Source organism: Verrucomicrobiia bacterium (assembly GCA_035946615.1).
Lineage (GTDB): Bacteria > Verrucomicrobiota > Verrucomicrobiia > Limisphaerales > UBA8199 > DASYZB01.
The window spans coordinates 98,875-114,165 of sequence record DASYZB010000116.1; the positions used below are offsets into that span (position 1 = coordinate 98,875).

General features: G+C 60.1%; 11 protein-coding genes. 6 read left to right on the forward strand and 5 right to left on the reverse strand.

Going from position 1 to position 15,291, the window contains the following annotated elements:
* Positions 1-1,152: a deoxyguanosinetriphosphate triphosphohydrolase gene (locus VG146_17445; protein HEV2394140.1), complete on the reverse strand. Its 1,152-nt coding sequence runs from the start codon at positions 1,150-1,152 to the stop codon at positions 1-3.
* Positions 1,152-2,390, reverse strand: a complete 1,239-nt coding sequence (locus VG146_17450) for a 4-hydroxy-3-methylbut-2-enyl diphosphate reductase (protein ID HEV2394141.1) — start codon at positions 2,388-2,390, stop codon at positions 1,152-1,154. The genes VG146_17445 and VG146_17450 overlap by 1 nt, the downstream gene beginning before the upstream one ends.
* A gap of 169 nt (positions 2,391-2,559) precedes the next feature.
* On the opposite strand from VG146_17450, the gene VG146_17455 reads away from it, so the two are divergent.
* Positions 2,560-4,044, forward strand: coding sequence for a zinc dependent phospholipase C family protein (locus VG146_17455; GenBank protein HEV2394142.1), 1,485 nt, complete (start codon positions 2,560-2,562; stop codon positions 4,042-4,044).
* A gap of 338 nt (positions 4,045-4,382) precedes the next feature.
* On the opposite strand, the gene VG146_17460 is transcribed toward VG146_17455, so the two are convergent.
* Positions 4,383-4,985, reverse strand: a complete 603-nt coding sequence (locus tag VG146_17460; protein HEV2394143.1) for an XRE family transcriptional regulator — start codon at positions 4,983-4,985, stop codon at positions 4,383-4,385.
* Between the two features lie 212 nt (positions 4,986-5,197).
* Here VG146_17460 and tdh point away from each other — a divergent pair, with 212 nt between their 5' ends.
* The 3 genes from tdh (at position 5,198) to VG146_17475 (ending at position 9,948) form a co-directional block, all read left to right on the forward strand.
* On the forward strand, positions 5,198-6,226 hold the full coding sequence (gene tdh / locus VG146_17465) for an L-threonine 3-dehydrogenase (GenBank protein ID HEV2394144.1): 1,029 nt from the start codon (positions 5,198-5,200) through the stop codon (positions 6,224-6,226).
* A gap of 6 nt (positions 6,227-6,232) precedes the next feature.
* Positions 6,233-7,417 carry a glycine C-acetyltransferase gene (locus tag VG146_17470; GenBank protein HEV2394145.1) on the forward strand — a complete coding sequence of 395 codons (1,185 nt, stop codon included), beginning with the start codon at positions 6,233-6,235 and terminating at the stop codon, positions 7,415-7,417.
* Positions 7,418-7,614: 197 nt separating this feature from the next.
* Complete coding sequence (locus tag VG146_17475) at positions 7,615-9,948, forward strand: VacB/RNase II family 3'-5' exoribonuclease (GenBank protein ID HEV2394146.1); 2,334 nt, start codon at positions 7,615-7,617, stop codon at positions 9,946-9,948.
* 326 nt (positions 9,949-10,274) lie between these two features.
* On the opposite strand, the gene VG146_17480 is transcribed toward VG146_17475, so the two are convergent.
* Both VG146_17480 and VG146_17485 read right to left on the reverse strand, forming a co-directional pair.
* Complete coding sequence (locus tag VG146_17480; GenBank protein HEV2394147.1) at positions 10,275-10,820, reverse strand: YcxB family protein; 546 nt, start codon at positions 10,818-10,820, stop codon at positions 10,275-10,277.
* Between the two features lie 91 nt (positions 10,821-10,911).
* Complete coding sequence (locus VG146_17485) at positions 10,912-11,304, reverse strand: hypothetical protein (GenBank protein HEV2394148.1); 393 nt, start codon at positions 11,302-11,304, stop codon at positions 10,912-10,914.
* Between the two features lie 733 nt (positions 11,305-12,037).
* Between VG146_17485 and VG146_17490 the strand changes: the two genes are divergently transcribed.
* Both VG146_17490 and VG146_17495 read left to right on the forward strand, forming a co-directional pair.
* Positions 12,038-13,393 (forward strand): glycosyl hydrolase, encoded by a 1,356-nt coding sequence (locus tag VG146_17490; GenBank protein HEV2394149.1) that lies wholly within the window; start codon positions 12,038-12,040, stop codon positions 13,391-13,393.
* A gap of 515 nt (positions 13,394-13,908) precedes the next feature.
* Positions 13,909-15,291 carry a hypothetical protein gene (locus tag VG146_17495; protein HEV2394150.1) on the forward strand — a complete coding sequence of 461 codons (1,383 nt, stop codon included), beginning with the start codon at positions 13,909-13,911 and terminating at the stop codon, positions 15,289-15,291.

The window sequence follows — 15,291 nt, forward strand, 5'->3', positions numbered from 1 at the left end:
CTATCCGACCACGGGAAACAGCCGCTGATGTTCCTGGAGCGCATAGCGATCGGTCATCCCGGCCATGTAATCGCAAATAGCCCGCGGCCAGCCGTCCCGTTTTGCGCGTTTGCGAGCTTGTGTCCCAAGCTGCTCGTGATGTCCGGTGTAATAAGCAAATAACTCCTCCAGAACCCGCCGGGCGCGAATATGGGGCTCGTTGACTGCAGGGTTGAAGTAGAGGTTTTTGTAGAGAAAGTCGCGCAGCTCGATATTCAACTCGCGCCGCTTGGGGCTGTACTGGACCAGCAGTTTGGATTGCTTGCGGACTTGGTCGGCATGCGCAACACCGGTCGATTCGATGCGCTGCTCGCTGGTGGTGACGACATCTTTGACCTGCAAATCCGTGATGCAACGGATGGTGAAATAGCGCCGCCGTTCGTCCGGCAGCCGGCCATACTGGCGTTCGACAGTCCGCATGGCCTGGCGCCAGAGACGCACCTCCTGCTGTAATTGCCTCTCAGTCAGCAGCCCCGAATCAAGGCCGTCATCCAAATCGTGACTGTAATAGGCGATTTCATCCGCCAGATTGGCCACCTGCGCCTCCAACGACGCGCATTTCCCTTCAAACCCGCGCTGGGGCTCAGGCAAATCGTAGGCCGTATGGTGTTTGATCAGCCCTTCGCGCACTTCCCAGGTGAGATTCAAGCCCGCAAAGCGCGGGTATCTTTCTTCGAGTTCCTCGACTATCCGCAGGCTCTGCCGGTTATGCTCGAACCCACCCTCTTTTTTCATCAGCCGGTCCAGGACGGCTTCTCCTTTATGGCCGAAAGGCGAATGGCCAAGATCATGCGCCAGCGCGATGGTCTCAGCCAGGTCCTCGTTGAGTTTCAAGGCCCGGGCAATGTTTCGCGAGATAGCCGCCACTTCCATCGTGTGGGTCAGCCGTGTGCGCAGGTGGTCCCCTGTCCCGTTGAGAAAGACCTGCGTCTTGTACTCCAGCCTGCGGAAGGCGCGCGAGTGAATGACCCGGTCGCGATCGCGCTGGTATTGGGTGCGCCAATCGGGTGGCGCTTCCAAGTATTGCCGCCCTCGAGTCGCGGCGCTCCACTGCGCATAAGGCGCCAGGATTCGCTTTTCGAGCTCTTCCAGTTCCTGGCGAGTCCGTGGCACTAAATTGGGGTGGACCAGCCCGCCAGCGCCTGCTGGACGGAGATGCCGCGCAATTCAAAGAGACGCCGAATGGCGTCTTCGATCAAATTGTTTGGGCACGAGGCGCCAGCCGTGATGCCCACCGTCACCTTGCCTGGCGGGAGCCAATTGCGAGTCGCTATCTCTTCATGCCGCTGCTGGTCGTAATGGTAAATCAACCCGTCGGAAACCATCTTCGCGGCGTTTTTAATGAAGTAGGTCGCCAGTTTGGCTTCTCCCATTTCCGCAAGATGCGACGTATTGGAAGAATTATATCCGCCAATCACCAGCAAGAGGTCCGGCGGCTGGCGCAAAAGCTTCTCGAGGGCATCCTGGCGGTCCTGGGTGGCCCCGCAGATCGTGTCGAAAAATCGGAAATGCCGGGGTAGCTCGGCCTCGCCAAACTTTCGCGCCATGGCGTCTTTGAGCCGGCGCTGCACTTCCTCCGTCTCCCCGCGCAACATCGTGGTTTGATTGGCCACCCCGATGGCCTCCAGATGAATGTCCGGATCAAACCCTTCGGAGTAGGCCCCTTTGAATTTGTGAAGAAACTCCTCTTTGTTTCCGCCGTGGATGATGTAGTTGCAGACGTAATCGGTCTCGGCCAGCGTGAACACCACCAGGTAATGCCCATTGCCGCTGGCCCGCGCCTGGGAACTGGTCGCCATGGTTTCTTCGTGCCAGGCCTTTCCATGGATGATGCTGGTGACCGCGTCTTTGGAATACTGCCGCACCCGTTTCCAAACGCTCATCACGTCCCCGCACGTCGTATCCACAAACAGGCAGCCCTTTTCTTCAAGTTTCTTGCGCGTCGATACCTCCGTCCCAAATGCCGGGATAATGACGATGTCCTCCGGTGTCAGTGGATTGATTTCTTCGTCGCGCGGTTTGCCCGCGATGGTCACGATCCCCAGCCGGCGGATTTGATCGTTGACCTCGGGGTTATGAATGATTTCGCCCAAAAGAAAAATCCGCCGGTCAGGGTAGGCCCTTCGCGCGGCATAAGCCAGGTCAATGGCGCGCTCGACGCCGTAGCAAAAACCGAATTCCTTGGCGAGCTTGATGGTTAAGTCCCCCGCCGAAAGGATATGCCCATTGGCGCGAATCCTTTCGACCAGTTCGCTCCGATAATGGGACAACACCTGCGCCTGCACTGCCGCCATGATATCAGGACGGCGCAGATTGACCTTCTGGGGTGCGGACGGGGCTGCGGTTGACATACCTGAGAAACTGTAGCACGAAGGCCACCCCCGTCCAGCGCAAAGGCCAAGGGCGGGTATCCGCTCAGTTATGGCGCATGCCAGAGCCTTAGCGGGGCATCAACCTGAGTTGCCCCGGGAGCGCGGCGGCATGATGGTAATTGGCGCCCCGTTATGGAAGGCTCACACAATGATGCGGCGAATGAAGTTCGGCGAACAGTGCTTACCAGTGAGAGGGTGTTTTGAAACTTGCTCGCTGCGCGGCTCCGGCTTTCAGACTGACCGGACGGCGGCTCTTTGTTGCAGGCTGCGCCTGACCCGGCGCGCGGCGCTGGCGCGCTCCTTGCGGGTTGTGGCTTCACGCTTCAGCCGTTGCATCGTGATCGTCGGGTTCCTTTGCGCCGCGGGTGAGCCGTGCGCGGGTTACTCCCTCCTGACCCATGAGGAAATCGTTGATATTCTCTGGAAGGACCAGATTCAGCCGCTTCTTCTGAAGCGCTACCCGGCTGCCAGCGCGAATCAATTGCGCAAGGCCCACGCTTACGCCTACGGCGGCTCGCTCATTCAGGACATCGGGTATTATCCTTTTGGCAACAAGTTCTTCAGCGACCTCACCCATTATGTATGCACGGGCGATTTCGTCGCGAATTTGATCCGCGAATCCGCTGACATCGATCAGTATGCCTTTGCCCTCGGAGCCCTGGCGCACTATTCGTCGGATAACACGGGCCATCCCGCCATCAACCACGCCGTCGCCCTGACATTTCCCAAACTGCGCCGCAAGTACGGTGAGAGGGTCACCTACGAGCAAAACCCCAAAGCCCACATCCAGACGGAATTCGGGTTCGACATCACGCAGGTCGCCAAACATCGCTACACCTCCGATTCGTACCACGACTTTATCGGGTTCGAAGTTTCCAAGCCGGCGCTGGAACGGGCTTTCTTGAAAACCTATGGGCTGCGACTTGAGGATGTCCTGGGCCACATGGACCTGTCCATCGGGACGTTCCGTCACGCGGTGAGCGGGGTGATTCCAGAAATGACCCGCGCCGCTCTGACTGCGTATCACCCGGAAATCGTGCGAGACGCCACAAATTTCAGCGAAGGGCGTTTCCTCTACAATCTCTCTCGCACTCAATACGAGACCGAATGGGGAAAGGAGTATCGCAGGCCGGGATTCTTCACGCGCGTGCTTGGGCTTTTCGTGCGATGGGCGCCGAAGATCGGGTTTCTGGATGCCCTCGCTTTCAAACTGCCTTCGCCACAGACAGAAGATATGTACATCAAGAGCATCAACCGGACCCTGGAAGACTATCAGAAGTTGCTGCAGCGTGTCGGCGAGGGAGACCTGCGTTTCCCAAACCTGGATTGCGACACTGGCCAGCCTGCCGCTCGAGGCGAATATGCCCTAAGCGACCGGACCTATGCGCGGTTGCTGGAGGCACTGATCAAAAACAACCAGAAAAATGTCTCCCCGGAATTGCGCGCCGATATCCTGGCCTTCTATTCCGATCCATCCCCGCCGGGTCGGCGGCGGCGCCCGGTAGGCGAACGCACCGCCCGGGAACTCGGGGCCCTCCGCGCCGGACCGCAATCCGCCGTGGCGCTTCTGGCGCGAAAGAGCCTCCTCGCGCCCCCTTTCAAGCTCCAGAGCCCCAAAGCGAAGGCGGCCTGAGAAAATATGCGAACGGGGCCATTTGACATCGAGGGAACATGGATTAGGGTTTCTGCAAATCTCCTAAATGTATCCTGATGCACAATAAAGAGCGCCATGCGTTGAGGGGGTGCCGAGGGACCGCCTCTGGCCGCCTCCCCTGGCGCTCCTGGCTGCCAAAAGCCGCTGCCACTGAGGCATGAGTTCCGTTTCAAAGAAAAAAGGGCTGGGTCGAAAGGGAGAAACGCGATCTAAAAAGATCGGCCCTCCTTCCAGAAAAGCCGGGCACGGAGCCAATGGCGCGCCCGATTTGTCATGTTGCAGGCCCTGGCGCTGCTTTATTCGAAAGCCTCCCTCTTCTAGCGATAAATCACGATCAACAAAATGATTGCCTCGGTCTTGCCGGTATTGACCAGCGCGTGGGGGACATCGGCCCGGTAGCTGGCAGAATCGCCCTGGTTGAGTTGTTCGGTGTCCCGGGCCGATTCCACCCGCAGCCGGCCTTTCTGAAGAGTGAGGAATTCGCGAGTCCCCTCGAAGTGAGGCGAGCTGCGCAGGGCCCCGCCGGGCTGAAGACGCACTTCGTAAAACTCGACATCTTTTTCAAGGTTGAGGGGTGAAAGGGTCCGGATGCGGCAATCTTTATCCGAGCGGTAATGGTAGGCGTGGTCCTCGGCGCGAATGACCGTCACAGCCGAGGCCGCTCCGGGCAACTCCAGCAATTCGCCCAGCGTCAAACCGAAGGAGCGCGCGATGCGCAGGGTCACTGCCAGGGTGGGGTTGGCCTGCTCACGCTCGATTTGGCTGAGCATGGACCGGCTGACGCCGCTGGCGTTGGCGAGGGCTTCCAGGGACCAACCGCGCGCGGCGCGCAGTTGCTTGACCCGGCTGCCCAGGTGCCGCGTGATCGCATCGGCCGGCGAAGGAGCCCCTCGCCTGGGTGTGTTCGAAGGCCTTTTCACAGCGCGCGGGCCGTCCCGCCTGACCTTTGCAGAAGACGACGCAAGGAGTCTCTGAACAAGATGGTCTGCTGGCCGCCCTTGGTCCCCGGGGGCCGGGGGTGAACCCGAGCAAGGCCAAGCATCCAATATAAAGGAAAACGTTCTTGCATAATGGAACAAGGCCTGTTTACTTTACAGGAAGTGGTTCCGTTATACTAGAAAAAATCATCACTATGAAAGCCTTGGTCAAGAAAGAGCGCAAGCCGGGGTTGTGGCTCGAAGAGGCGCCCCAACCCGAGGTCGGCATCAATGACGTGTTGATTCATGTGGACCGGGCCGGCATATGCGGCACGGACCTGCACATCTATAAATGGGATGAATGGGCGCAGAAAACCATTCCCGCCCCGATGGTCATCGGTCACGAATTTGTGGGGGAAGTGGCCGAGGTCGGCTCGAATGTAAAAGACTTCTTCCCCGGCGAGATTGTCAGCGCCGAGGGGCATGTAGTCTGCGGGCGCTGCCGCAACTGCCTGGCAGGCCGGCGGCATCTGTGCCGCGATACGCTGGGCATCGGGGTGAACCGGCCCGGAGCGTTCGCCGAATTTATCTCAGTCCCGATGACCAACGTCTGGCACCATCGCAACGGCATCGACCGCGACGTGGCGGCCATCTTCGATCCATTTGGCAATGCGGTGCACACGGCTTTGTCCTTCCCTGTGCTGGGCGAGGATGTCCTCATCACGGGGGCAGGGCCGATTGGCATCATGGCGGCCGCCGTGGCGAGGCATTCCGGGGCGCGCTTTGTGGTGGTAACGGATGTGAATGATTACCGGCTGGACCTGGCGCGCCAGATGGGCGCCACGGTGGCTTTGAACATCACCAGCGGGCGCACCCTGAAAGACATCCAGGCGCAGTTGGGCATGAAAGAAGGCTTCGACGTGGGCCTCGAGATGTCCGGCAACCCGGCAGCCCTGCGCGAGATGATCGACAATGTGTGTCACGGGGGGAAAATTGCGATGCTGGGCATCCCTTCTCAAACGGTCCCCTTTGACTGGACGAAGGTCGTTTTCAACATGCTCACCATTAAGGGCATTTACGGGCGCGAGATGTACGAGACCTGGTATAAGATGACGGTGATGCTCGAGACGGGTTTGAACATCAAGCCGGCCATCACGCACCGGTTTCACTTCAGCGAGTTCGAGAAAGGGTTCGAGGTTATGATGAGCGGCAAGTCGGGCAAAGTGATCCTCAATTGGCGGTGAGAACCTATGCATACAGAATTTGCCGAATATCTGAAGACCCAAGTGGCTGGGATTCGCGCCGCCGGCACCTATAAAACCGAGCGCATCATCGTCACGCCGCAGGGAACGACCATCCGGGTGGCCGACGGCAAGCCTGTTCTAAACCTCTGCGCCAATAACTACCTGGGGCTGGCGCAAAATCCCCTGGTTGCAGCGGCGGCCAAGGAGGCCCTCGACCGCTGGGGGTACGGCCTGGCCAGCGTGCGGTTCATCTGCGGCACCCAAAGCGCCCATAAACAACTCGAAGCCACGCTCACCGAGTTCCTCGGTACGGAAGGTACCATCCTCTACTCCTCCTGTTTCGATGCCAACGGCGGCTTGTTCGAGACGCTGCTGGGGCCGGAAGATGCGGTGATTTCCGACGAACTCAACCACGCCAGCATTATCGATGGCATCCGGCTTTGCAAAGCCCAGCGGCGCCGCTACTCGAACAGCAATATGGCCGACCTGGAGTCCAAATTGAAAGAAACCGCCAGGGCGCGCTTCCGCATGATCGCCACCGACGGGGTCTTTTCCATGGACGGCTACATTGCCAATCTTCCCGTCATTTGTGACCTGGCCGAGAAGCATAAGGCCGTGGTCATGGTCGATGACTCTCATGCCGTCGGCTTTATGGGACCGCATGGACGAGGGACGCCCGATTATCACAACGTCGTGGGACGAGTGGACATCCTGACCGGCACCCTGGGCAAGGCGCTGGGTGGCGCCAGCGGGGGCTACACGAGCGGACGAAAGGAGATCATTGAACTGCTTCGCCAGCGCTCACGCCCTTATCTCTTTTCCAACACGCTTGCGCCGAGCATCGCGGGCGCATCACTTAAAGTGCTTGAGTTACTCTCGGCCTCGACGGAATTACGCGACCGGCTTGAGAACAACACCCTGTTTTTCCGGCAGGGCATGGCGAAACTCGGCTTCAATATCCCTCCGGGCGTCCATCCCATTGTGCCGGTCATGCTCGGCGATGCCGCGGTAGCCGCGAAATTCGCCGATGCGATGCTCGACAGAGGCGTGTACGTCATCGGCTTTTCCTATCCCGTGGTGCCCCAGGGCAAGGCCCGAATTCGCGCCCAACTCTCCGCCGCGCACACCCAGGATGATTTGGCATTCGCCATCGAAAAATTCGCAGAGGTCAAAGATGCCTTGCGAGTTTAAGGACGGCTGTACCGCCGACTGGAAGTCGTGACTACGGGGCTGCCGGCTGAAGCCGGCGTTCCGGACGCGCGGAACGCCGCCTTTAGGCGGCAGCGCCCGCCGTCACTGAGGGGATACCTCCCGATGTGCTTTCATTTTGACATTAACCCAGGCCCGGCTAAAGTGGCCCTTGAGTTGACCCTCAGCCCCGCGAACCCATGGACAATCAAATTCTGACACTTCTTGGCCGGCCAGATTACACGCCCCTGACGGCGGGGGAGTTGGCCAGCCGGCTGGGTATCGTGGCCGGCAAGCGAGCGGAGCTGCAGCGGGCCCTCGCGCGCCTGGAACGCGCGGGGCAGATAGCCCGCATCAAGAAGGGCGAACGCTATGCCTTGCCGCTCGAAGCCGATCTGGTGCCGGGCCGGATTCGGATGAATCGGCAGGGGGTAGGTTTTCTCCAGCCCGACGACCCCAAGCTGTCCCCGCTGCGGATTCCACAGGACGCCACCGGCACCGCCATGCACGGGGACCGCGTCCTCGCGCGCCGCGACGCCTTGCCTCGCTTGCCGGGGCGCGCCGGCCCGCCTGAGGCGACCGGGCGCGTGGTGCGCATCCTCGAGGCCGCCCGAACCCAAATCGTGGGGACGTTGCAACAAGGCCGCCAATTTCTATACGTCATTCCGGACGACCCGCGCATCACGCAGGACATCTACGTGCCGCCACCCCGGGATGTGGGACGCCCCGCGCGGCCAGGCGACAAGGTGGTTGTCGAGCTGCGCGAATGGAAATCGCGCCATACCAATCCCGAAGGGGAAATCATCGAGGCGCTCGGTCCGCCAGACGCCGAGGGTGTGGACATGCTCTCGGTCATCCGGCAGTATCAGCTTGCGTTGCATTTCCCCAGGCGTGTCTTGCAGGAGGCGCGTGAGTTTGGCCAGGACGTGGCGGCGGGGGACCTCGCAGGCCGGGCGGATTGCCGCGAGCACCAGGTTGTGACCATTGACCCGGATGACGCAAAGGATTTCGACGATGCGATCTGCCTGGAGCCCGGCGAGGGTGGCCACTGGAAGCTCTGGGTCCACATTGCCGACGTCTCGCACTACGTCAAACCGGGGACGGCTCTGGACGAAGAGGCCTCGCGCCGGGGCAACTCGACGTACTTGGTGGACCGAGTTATCCCGATGCTGCCGGAGGCCCTGAGCAATGAGCTTTGCTCGCTCAAACCCAACGTGGACCGCTTGACTCAATGCGCCGAGTTCCTGCTCACGGCCGAGGGGCGGGTCTTGAAAACCCGCTTTTACAGCGCTGTCATACGGTCGAAGTGCCGTTACACCTATCGGGACGTTCTGGCCATTCTCGAGAGGCAGCCGCTGGTTTCGCTCGAACGGATGCTGCACGATGCGAATCGGCTGGCCCAAAGGATTCGGCGCGCCCGCATGCAGGCAGGCTCGCTGGACCTGGATTTCCCCGAAACAAAAATCCGCCTCGATGAGCGTGGCCGGATTCTGCGCATTGACAAGGTTGAAAACGACATTTCTCACCAGTTGATTGAAGAGTACATGCTCCTGGCCAACGAAGCAGTCGCGGGCCGGTTGATGTCTTCGGGCAAGCCGGCCATGTACCGCATACACGAACCTCCGGACCCCCGGCGTTTGGAAGAGTTCAGGGAAGAGGTTTTGAGCCACCATCTCCAGTGCGGCGACCTGACACAGCGCCGTGAAGTCCAGAGCCTGCTGGAGAAGCTGAAATCGTTGTCCATCGGCCAGGCCTTGAAGGTGCGGTTCCTCAGGTCTTTGATGCGAGCCCGCTATGCGGTGGAACCTTTGGGCCATTATGGGTTGGCCAAGAAAAAGTACACTCATTTTACTTCGCCCATCCGCCGCTATGCCGATCTGGTTGTCCATCGGTGTTTGCTGGCAGCCTCGGCGCCGGGGGGCGCGGCATTGCACGACCGGCGGCCACAGGCTGCGGGCTCCACAACGGCAGGCGCCCCCACGGCGCTCTTCGAGGGCGCAGATGGACCGGCGGCAGCCCCCGGCAGTGGGACGCTCCCGCGCGCGGGTCTCGATATGAGCTCGCGCGCCCTTCACGAGGTTGCCGATCACATCTCCGAGACCGAGCGCAACTCCGATGACGCCGAACGGGACAGCCGGGATGTAAAGCTGTTCGCCTTTTTGAGCGCCCAGCTCGAGTCTCCCCACCCTCCGCGTTACTCCGCCCTGGTGACGGATGCGCGCAATTTTGGTTTTTTTGTCGATGTGCCCGGGCTGGGGATGAGCGGGTTAGTGCCTCTTTCGGGGTTGAGCGACGATTTTTATCAATTTGACGCCAACAGGAGCCACCTGGTTGGCCGGCGCACGCGTCGTGTTTTTAAGCTCGGCGACAAGGTGGAGGTCCAAGTGGCTAAGGTGGACAAATTCAAACGCCAGGTGGATTTCAAATTGGCGGGAGCGCCCCGGGCGCCGGGAGTTCCCGGCGAACGCAGAGGCCCCCGTGAACGCAGAGGACCGGGTCCGCGTCAGTCCAGGCAAAGTCGCCGCAGAGGGTGAAGCGCCGGGGGCCAGGAGGCGCGCGCTCCCCTCCCTCTCTCTCGTTCCCGGGGAGGAGAGGGCCGGGGAGAGGAGGCCCCGCTCGCTGCACCCGACAATGAAAGTCTTAAGCGTCACCAGCGAACAGGCCCCTCTCCCTGACCCTCTCCCCGCAAGCGGGGAGAGGGGAATGCTCGGCAACTCACGATTGCAGCGCATCAGCGCTTTCCCTCGCTTTCCCTTCGCACTTTGTCTTTCCGCCATTGACTTTCCCTCCCTAGGACGATACTTGTTTTCAGACTGGCTTATGACTCTGCTCCGGCAAATTCCTGCGCCCGGTGGGGTTGTTAAGCTGCTCGCCATCGTCTTTGAATTTCATCCTGGAACCTTTTTGCGTCTTCATTTGATGGGAAGCAGCGCACGGGCACATAATGCACAATACTGTCTGTCACAAAAATGAAAAGAAACCTGCGCGAGCGGCTGATCTTGTGAAAACCTGACCATCGGTGCATCGACTCATTGACATCGGTTCTCTCAGCCAAGCCCTCATTGCGAATTTCCAGCTCATGAACACCGAGGACTCCTCGGTTTTTGTTGAGAAACATCCACAACACCTGGATCAGGGCTTGCAACACAGCCATGAAAGCCAACAGCAAGCCACAGAAGAATATGACATAAAACAGCTTAAACCCCGCTGAGCGTGACGATATCCCAGGATCGCGCAGGTGGAGTAGTGGAATCCCGAGGCTGAAAACAAGCGTGAGGCCAAGGAGAAAACGATTGTGAGCAACCACCCACAAACGACACTGGATCAGGTCCCATCGGTTTAGTGAAAACCGAACCGACGGCCGTTCAACGTGGCTTGGGATGGGAGGGATGGCGGGTGGGTTCACGGTTGCCTAGCGATTGCGGCCAACGAACCGGCGCAACTTGGATTCAGCATGGCATTCAGACCTCATCGCCGGGTTCGTTGCGGCGGGATGGTTACGCTGTGCGGCCACAGGGTGTGAACCTCCAAACAACAAATAAGCTATAGCCCGCGAAGAGAAGGCCAAAGAGGCCAGCGAGCTCAAAGGCCATCGCGAACCCGGCCATCGTTACGAAGGCAAGACAATAGAGCAGCAGCAAAACAGCCGCAACTCGTGTGCAAAGGGCTGCCCAGCGCCTCAACCGAATAAGCCCAAAGCCCAGCACCGCGCCAGCGATCAGGAATCCCTCAGCAAGGAATTGAGACACCCAAAAGCCTGCACCATTAAAGCCGCTTCCAAGACCATACTTGTGGTCTGCAGCCATCAACCAAAGTTGGGGCGCAAAAACCGCCGCTCCCGCGAGCGACAGGATAAGCCAAATCACTCCGATGATTCTAAAATGCAACATTTGCTTCAAGGAGCGTAACTGTGATTCTGCGACACGGGTTCGTTTATTGCAAGCCGAAACATGCGCCTTGTATGCCTTGTCTTTCCCGCCGCCGTTGCGTTCTTTTTCAAGGAGGTGCTCGGCAAACCTCTCGGCAACGCGGACGCTCTGCGCGCCAAGCGTGGTTGCTCCTCGCCTCCCCCTGCCAAAACCCTCGTCGTTCGGCGTTCAAGGTTCAATGTTCGATGTTCGATGTTCAAGCGGGAGTAGGTGTCAACCCATAACAATGTGCGCACCCAGCCGCCATGCCACACGCGCCCGTCCGCCCCCCCCGGGGAGGAGAGGGCCGGGGAGAGGAGGCCCCGCTCGCTGCACCCGACAATGAAAGTCTTAAGCGTCACCAGCGAACAGGCCCCTCTCCCTGACCCTCTCCCCGCAAGCGGGGAGAGGGGAATGCACCGCGCCGGGCGCGCTGGATTTCTTCGCACTGACCCTCTCCCCGCAAGCGGGGAGAGGGGAATGCTCGGCAACTCACGATTGCAGCGCATCAGCGCTTTCCCTCGCTTTCCCTTCGCACTTTTATTCTCCCCTTCTCCCTCTCCCCCTTCGTAAGGAGAGAAGGTTGGGGAGAGGGGTCCCTCTGTGTAGTCCACAATGTTCGATGTTCGATGTTCAATGTCCCTTGCGCGCGCGCTGCTGAATGCGCTATACCCCCCCTGATTGAAGGCCCTTTTTTGCGTTCGGTTTTAATCCTATGCCCATCCACCTCGACCTCCAACGAACCCCCCGCTCCCTCCTGCCCAAACTCCACCGGCTCTTCGCGCTCTCCGCCGATAAAATCCTCGCCCTGGACAAAGCCTGGAACCCTGCCCGCGGCGCGCCGGTCTTCACCAGAAACGGCAAATACGCCTCGCGCGGCTGGACCGAGTGGACGCAGGGCTTCCAGGCCGGCTCGCCCCTGTTGCAGTTCGACGCGACCGCCGAAGCCCGTTTCCTGGAACTGGGCCGCTCGCAAACCCTGCGCCGAATGGCGCCGCACCTGACCCATTTCGGCGCGCACGACCACGGCTTCAACATCATCTCGACCTACGGCAACCTCTGGCGGCTCATGCGCGAAGGCAAAATCCCCTTCAACCAGCACGAACTCAACTTCTACGAACTGGCCCTCAAAATCTCGGGCGCGGTCCAGGCCGCCCGCTGGACCCGCACCGCCGATGGGGCAGGCTTTATCTACTCCTTTAACGGCCCGCATTCCTTGTTCGTCGATTCCATCCGCTCGTTGCGCTCGCTGGCCCTGGCCCATTGCCTCGGCCACTTCCTGCTGGCCGAACACGACCAGCGCGTCTCCCTCCTGGACCGCCTCGCCTCCCACGCGCTGCTCATCACCCGCTACAATATCTACTACGGCCAGGGCCGCGACATCTACGATGTGCCCGGGCGCGTCGCCCACGAGTCCCTCTTCAACACCATCGACGGCTCCTATCGGTGCCCCGGCGCGCAGCAGGGCTTTTCGCCGTTCAGCACCTGGACCCGGGGCCTGGCCTGGGCGCTGCTGGGCTGCGCTGAACTGCTGGAATTCCTCGCCGCGCGCAAACCGCGCGCCGTGGCCGGCCTCAAAGCCGCCCTGGTCCGCGCCGGGCGCGTGACCGCCGATTTCTATATCGCAGGGTCGTTCGCCGACGGTCTCCCGCCCTGGGACACCGCGGCGCCCAACCTCGACCGGCTCGACCTGTCCAAACCCGCCGACCCGTTCAACGCGTGGGAGCCCGTCGATTCCTCCGCCGCCGCCATCGCCGCGCAGGGCCTGTTCCGCCTGGCCCATTACCTGGACCCCTCCGGCAAAACCCCCGACGCCGCCCGCTACCGCTCCGCCGCGCTCACCGCCGCCAACACCCTCTTCGACGAGCCGTATCTCTCGACCAGCCCGCGCCACCAGGGCCTGGTGCTGCATTCGGTCTATCATCGGCCCAATGGCTGGGATACCATCGCCCGGGGCCAGAAGATACCCAATGGGGAAAGCTCGATGTGGGGCGATTATCACGCGCGCGAATTGGGGCTGCTGCTCCTGCGCGAGGCAAACAGCGAAAAATACCTCGCCTTCTTCGCCTGACGTTGAAAGCCCGCCCTTGAACTCCGGCCATCTGCCATCCGCTATTTGCTATCGAGGTCCCCTGAAATTTCAAATCTCAAATTTGCAATTCTGTTTCCAACACCACCCCGTCGGGCACTTCTCTCCTCGCAGGCCATTAAGCCAGATTAAGCCAGATTGAACCAAAGCCAAACCAAGCTAAAAACCGCAGCCAACCAGCAAATCCCGAAGGGATTCTCGGGCGCACCTCCGTGCTCAGAAGGGATTCTTCGGGCGACCGCTCCGTCCTCACAAGATCCGCAGCGACTACCGGTGCGCGTGAGGTTAAGCTAGCGCCTAAACCTCCTCCTCCCCTTCACACAAAAGCCACCACACATAGCTTGACTTCTCCATACCCTTCCCCTATCACCTCCCAACGCTGGTATGGGTCAAAAAGAAAGCGCCAGCAGCAAATGCGCCATCAAACCACACCGGCTCGTTAGCTCCCAAAGCGGCCAGCTTTGCAGACCGCCCTGGGTGAACCCCGATTCAACTCGTTGGCTCGGCCGGAACAATTCATTGCCAGCAACCGGTTCTCTGGATTTCCCGGAGTTAACCACGGGCGGCAGCTTGCGCGGCGCTCTTGGGCCTTGCTAACTCCGGGCGGCCTGGTCTCAAAGGGCAAATTCACGTTCCTGGCGAAATTCGGGGCGACTCAAGCCTTGGTCCAACTCCTCACCGCCTCGAGCGGCCTGCTCATCCTGCGGTTTCTCACAAAATCCGAATTCGCCGCCTATGCCATCACGGCCAGCCTGCTGACCCCGCTCACTTTGATTAGCGATTCGGGTATCGCCTCGGGTCTCTACTCGATTGGCGGCCGGATTTGGGAAAAGCCGGGCGAGATGGGGGTCCTTTTCACGATGGCCTTTGGCCTCAGGCGCAGGCTGCTGCTGTTGGCCAGTCCTGTCATTCTCATTGCCGGAGCGGTGATGCTGCGCAGGGAGCGCGTTTCGCAGGCGCAAACTTTGGGACTGCTGGCCGGAATTTGGCTCTGCAGTTGGAGCGCGGCAAGCATTGCTACCAGGGGCGTGGTGCTGAGGATTTGCAGAAGATACTTCCAAGTGCAGGCTGTGGAACTCGCTGGGGCCTTGGCGCGGCTGGCCCTGATTGGGGTCCTGAGTTTCATATACCTCGATTCGCTGCTGGCTGTGGCCGCCACTGCGGCCGCATCTATCCTGCAAGCGGTGCTGTTGAAATCGACCGCAGCCCGCTCGATAGCTCACCGCACTTCAGTCAATCCGCGTTATCGGGCGGAAATGCTGGGGTTGGTGAAAAAACAATTCTTTCCCGTTCTGTTTTTTGCTTTTCAAGGGCAGATCACAATCTGGTTGATTGGAGTGTTGGGCAGCAGCGACGGCATTGCAGAAGTTGGCGCCCTGACGCGGTTGGCCGCCCTGTTCTCATTCTTTAGCGTTATGGCAAATTCTCTTCTCGCGCCAAAGCTCGCTCGCTGCCGCTCTCTTCGCGAGTTGGGCCAACTCTTCGGCTTCGCCGCTGCGGCCTACTGTTTATTTGGCGCAGCGCTGGTTTTAGGAAGCCTTGTCTGCTCCGAAGCAATTCTATGGCTTCTGGGCGGAAAGTACTCGTCGCTTGGAAAGGAACTGGTTTTGGTTGTGGCCAACTCCGTGTTGGGCGGCCTTACGGGCCTGGTCTATCTGCTGGCAGCCACCAGGGCCTGGATTTGGCAAACCTGGCTGACCCCCGTCCTTACCTCGGCTGTGCAAGTTTTGTTGGTGTCCGTGTTGGACCTGGCCCAAGTCCGGCAGGTGCTGTGGTTTGGGTTATTGAGCGGCATCCCGGGTCTGATGTGCAGCATTTACATGGTCGCCCGGGGCTTCATCACCAGCAAAGTGGCCGGCCATTTGATTACCGCAATTTGA

Excerpts from the sequence above, each read along its gene's own strand:
- VG146_17450 (HEV2394141.1), bottom strand. The coding sequence starts at position 2,390 with ATGTCAACCGCAGCCCCGTCCGCACCCCAGAAGGTCAATCTGCGCCGT.
- VG146_17455 (HEV2394142.1), top strand. The coding sequence starts at position 2,560 with ATGATGCGGCGAATGAAGTTCGGCGAACAGTGCTTACCAGTGAGAGGG.
- tdh (HEV2394144.1), top strand. The coding sequence starts at position 5,198 with ATGAAAGCCTTGGTCAAGAAAGAGCGCAAGCCGGGGTTGTGGCTCGAA.
- VG146_17470 (HEV2394145.1), top strand. The coding sequence starts at position 6,233 with ATGCATACAGAATTTGCCGAATATCTGAAGACCCAAGTGGCTGGGATT.
- VG146_17475 (HEV2394146.1), top strand. The coding sequence starts at position 7,615 with ATGGACAATCAAATTCTGACACTTCTTGGCCGGCCAGATTACACGCCC.
- VG146_17485 (HEV2394148.1), bottom strand. The coding sequence starts at position 11,304 with ATGTTGCATTTTAGAATCATCGGAGTGATTTGGCTTATCCTGTCGCTC.
- VG146_17490 (HEV2394149.1), top strand. The coding sequence starts at position 12,038 with ATGCCCATCCACCTCGACCTCCAACGAACCCCCCGCTCCCTCCTGCCC.